Origin of the sequence: Micrococcus sp. KRD026 (genome assembly GCF_017168445.1) — a bacterium.
Classification (GTDB): Bacteria; Actinomycetota; Actinomycetes; order Actinomycetales; family Micrococcaceae; genus Micrococcus; species Micrococcus luteus.
The window spans coordinates 107,815-111,420 of sequence record NZ_JABFBA010000024.1 but is presented as its reverse complement, the minus strand read 5'-3'; the positions used below and the strand labels follow the sequence as shown (position 1 = coordinate 111,420).

Genomic DNA, 3,606 nt, shown 5'->3' with positions numbered 1-3,606 from the left:
GTCGCCGCCCGCCCGGACGCCCCTTCCCCGCGGGCGACCGCCCTGCTGTTCGCGCTCGCGGTGGCCGCCGGCTCGGTGATGCCGCTGCAGGGCCGCATCAACTCCCGCCTCGCCCACCTGACGGGCGACCCCGTCCTCGCCGCGCTGTGCTCCTTCGCGGCGGGCCTGGTCGTCATGGTGCTCGTGAGCGTGCTGACGCCGCGGGGCCGCCGGGGCCTGGCCCGCATCCGCCCGGCCCTGGCCGCGGGGTCCGTGCGCCCGTGGTACGCGGTGGCGGGCGTGATCGGCGGGCTCCTGGTGCTCACCCAGTCCGCGACGATCGGTCCCCTCGGCGTGGCCGTGTTCACGGTCGCCGTGGTCACCGGGCAGGTGGTCGGCGGGATGGTCGTGGACCGGCTCGGGCTCAGCCCCGCCGGGGTGCAGCGCCTGACGCCGCGGCGCCTCACGGGGGCGGCGCTCGCCCTGGCCGCGGTCGCCCTCGTGGTGTGGCCCTCACTCGGCGAGGTCGGCGGCGGGCCCGGCTGGGCGCTGCTGGCCCTGCTGCCCCTGCTGGCCGGTCTGGCCACCGCCGGACAGCAGGTGTTCAACGCCCGTCAGACCACGGCCTACGGCACCGCCATCCCGGCGACCCTGGTCAACTTCACCGCCGGCGTCCTCTTCCTCGGGATCGTGTGGGGCGGGATCGCCCTGGCCTCCGGCCACGGCCTGCCCGCGCTGCCGCACGACTGGCGGCTCTACCTCGGCGGCCCGCTGGGGTGCGTGTTCATCGGGGTGGGCGCCATGGTCGTCCCGCGCCTGGGCGTCTTCGCCGCCACCCTCGGTCTGGTCTCGGGCAACCTCCTGGGCTCCCTCGTGGTGGACCTGGTGGCCCCCACCGACGGATCCACGGTCACCACGACGACGGTGCTGGGCACCCTGGGCGCCCTCGCCGCCGTCGCGCTCGCGTCCTGGCCGGCGCGGCGCCGGTAGCGCCGCCCGCGGCGGCAGGCCGCCGTCACCGCGCGGGACTCAGGCGCGGGCCACGGTCTCCCGCCGCCCGTGCCGGCGTCCGTGCATCACGAAGTAGTACCCGGCGGCGACCACGAGCACGCCCGCCAGGGCCGCGTACATGGCGCCGTAGCCGGCTGAGGCCACAAGCCCGCCGAGGAGCACGGGGCCCAGGCCCAGCCCCACGTCCGCGAACAGCATGAGGGTGGAGATGCCGGCGCCGAGCTGGTGGGAGGGCACCGCGTTCACGGCGATCGCCTGGGCCGCGGGCATGAGCGTGCCGTAGCCGAGGCCGCTCAGCGCCCCGGCCAGCACCACGTGCCCGTCGCGCGTGGCGAAGGCCAGCACCAGGAGCGCGGCTGTGAAGCAGAGGAGGGCGGGGTAGACGACGGCGTCGTCCCCCCGGCGGTCCTGCAGGGTGCCCAGGGTGAGGCGCATGACGAGCATCGCCGCGGCGTAGGCCAGGAAGAAGAGGCCGGCGCCGGCTGTGAGCCCGCGCTCCACCGAGTAGGCGTTCAGGTAGGTGAGGATCCCGGCGTAGCTCAGGCCCACCAGCAGCATGAAGCCGCTGATCGGCAGCACCGCCGGGTGCAGCACGGAGCGCAGGCGGAAGCCCACCGCGGGGGCGGGGTGCTCCAGGGGGGCCTCGCCGGCGGCGCGCTCGCCGTCGACGTCCGCCGCGGCGGGCGCCTCGCGCACCAGCAGGCCCAGCACGAGGCTGACCACCGTGATCCCCAGAGTCGCCCGGAACAGCCACGCGTAGCCGATGGAGCCGGCGAGGAAGAGTCCCAGGGCGGGGCCGATCGCGGTGGCCAGGGTGGTGCCCAGCGCGAGGTGGCCGGTGGCCTCCGCGCGTCGCCCGTCGGGGATGGCCGCCTGGGCCAGGGCCATGACGGCGGTGCTGGCGAAGGCGTAGCTGGCGCCGTGGAGCATGCGCACCGCCACCAGGGCCGGCAGCGAGGAGGCGACGAGGTAGAGCGTGCAGGACAGCGCGACGGCGACCAGGGCCACCACCAGGACGCGGCGCTTGCCGAAGCGGTCCACCACGTGGCCGGTGACCACGCGGCTGACGGTGGCGCCGATGACGAAGGCGCTCGAGGCCAGCCCCGCCCCGGCGTCCGAGGCGGCGAACTGCCGGACCGCGTACACGGCCATGGTGGTGACGAGGGCGTAGAACGCGAGGAACTGGAGGAAGGAGACCACCCAGGCGAGGACGAAGGTGGGGGAGGCGATGCGTTCCTGCTCGGCGATTTGCATGATGCAAAAGGTAGCATCGTTTGCATGATGCAATCATCTGAGGGGGCGTGGGTCGACCCGGTCGAAGGGATCATGTACGAGCACATGCTCCTGCTGCGGGTGGCCACGCAGGGGGTGGCCCCCTACGGCCGGTCGAGCGCGCTGGAGCGCAGCGCCACCGTGCTGCTCGCCCGCCTGGAGGCGGGCGGGGCCATGAGCATCGCCGAGCTGGCCGAGGCCTTCGACCTCGACGTCTCCACCGTCCACCGGCAGGTGGCCGCCGCCATGAAGGCCGGCCTCGTCGAGCGGGTGGCGGACCCCGACGGCGGCTCCGCCCGGCTGCACCGTCCCACGGAGGAGGGACGCGCCCGCCTCGCCGCGGAGCTGAGCTCCCGCGCGGACAACGTGGCGCAGATCGTCTCCTCCTGGCCCGCCGAGGACGTCGTCGAGTTCAGCAGGCTCCTGCGTCGTTTCAACGAGGGGGCGGAGGCGCGCCGGGGCCACCCGTGGCCCCGGCCGCAGACGGGCCCCGGTGCGGAGGACCCCCGGCTCTGAGCACCGCGCCCGCCCTCAGGCGCGACGGATGCGGGCGGCCAGCGCGGCCGATTCCGCCGGGTCCAGCACGGCCGCCGGATGCGGCCCCGCCGCGGCGAGGCGCTCCGTGCAGCCGGCCTCTCCCAGCGGCGCCCCCGCGGCCAGGACGACGTTGCCCCAGTCCAGTCGCTCCAGCATCCCCTGGTCCGCGAGCGTCCACGGGCCGGGCACCCCGGCCTCGGCGGCCGCCTTCTCGAGGGCGCCTAGCTCGGCGCCCAGGAAGCGCAGGCCGGCGTCGTCGCCGATGTTCACCAGCAGCACCCCGCCCGCCGTCAGCAGCTCGAGCAGCTCCCCGTAGAACACGGCGCCGCGCAGGTGCTCGGCGCCCTCCTCGCCGGTGCCGATGTCCAGCACGACGGCGTCGAACCGCTCCCCGTCCATCGCGAGGTCGACGGCGGCCAGGCGCGCGTCCGCGACCACGGAGACGAGGTCCGTGCCCGCCGGCAGGGGCAGCTCGGCGAGCACGAAGGACACGAGCTCCCGGTCCAGGTCGACCACCGTCTGCTCCGAGCCGGGCCGGGTCGCCTGGAGGTAGCGCGGCAGGGTCAGCGCGCCCGCGCCGAGGTGCAGGACCCGCACCGGCGCACCCGCCGGGGCGACGCCGTCGAGCACGTGGGCCATGCGGCGCAGGTACTCGTAGCGGATGCGAGCGGGGTCGGCCAGGTCCACGTGGGACTGGACGGCCCCGCCGATCTCCAGGACGAACCCGCCGAACTCGTCGGGGGCGATGCGGGCGTCCACGCCCGACGTGGACAGGTGGACGGTGCGGCCGGAGGGGGAGGGCTGGGC

General features: G+C 75.7%; 4 protein-coding genes. 2 read left to right on the top strand and 2 right to left on the bottom strand.

What is annotated here, in order from left to right; translation table 11 throughout:
- A partial coding sequence (locus tag J1M40_RS09160) for a DMT family transporter (protein ID WP_241252190.1) occupies positions 1–969 on the top strand: 969 nt, incomplete at its 5' end.
- 39 nt (positions 970–1,008) lie between these two features.
- Here J1M40_RS09160 and J1M40_RS09155 read toward each other — a convergent pair.
- Positions 1,009–2,244 carry an MFS transporter gene (locus tag J1M40_RS09155; protein ID WP_020628085.1) on the bottom strand — a complete coding sequence of 412 codons (1,236 nt, stop codon included), beginning with the start codon at positions 2,242–2,244 and terminating at the stop codon, positions 1,009–1,011.
- Between the two features lie 24 nt (positions 2,245–2,268).
- Between J1M40_RS09155 and J1M40_RS09150 the strand changes: the two genes are divergently transcribed.
- Positions 2,269–2,778 (top strand): MarR family winged helix-turn-helix transcriptional regulator, encoded by a 510-nt coding sequence (locus tag J1M40_RS09150; RefSeq protein WP_041104137.1) that lies wholly within the window; start codon positions 2,269–2,271, stop codon positions 2,776–2,778.
- 15 nt (positions 2,779–2,793) lie between these two features.
- Here J1M40_RS09150 and J1M40_RS09145 read toward each other — a convergent pair.
- Positions 2,794–3,606, bottom strand: an 813-nt coding sequence (locus tag J1M40_RS09145) for a spermidine synthase (RefSeq protein ID WP_241252189.1), incomplete at its 5' end; no start/stop codon positions are given.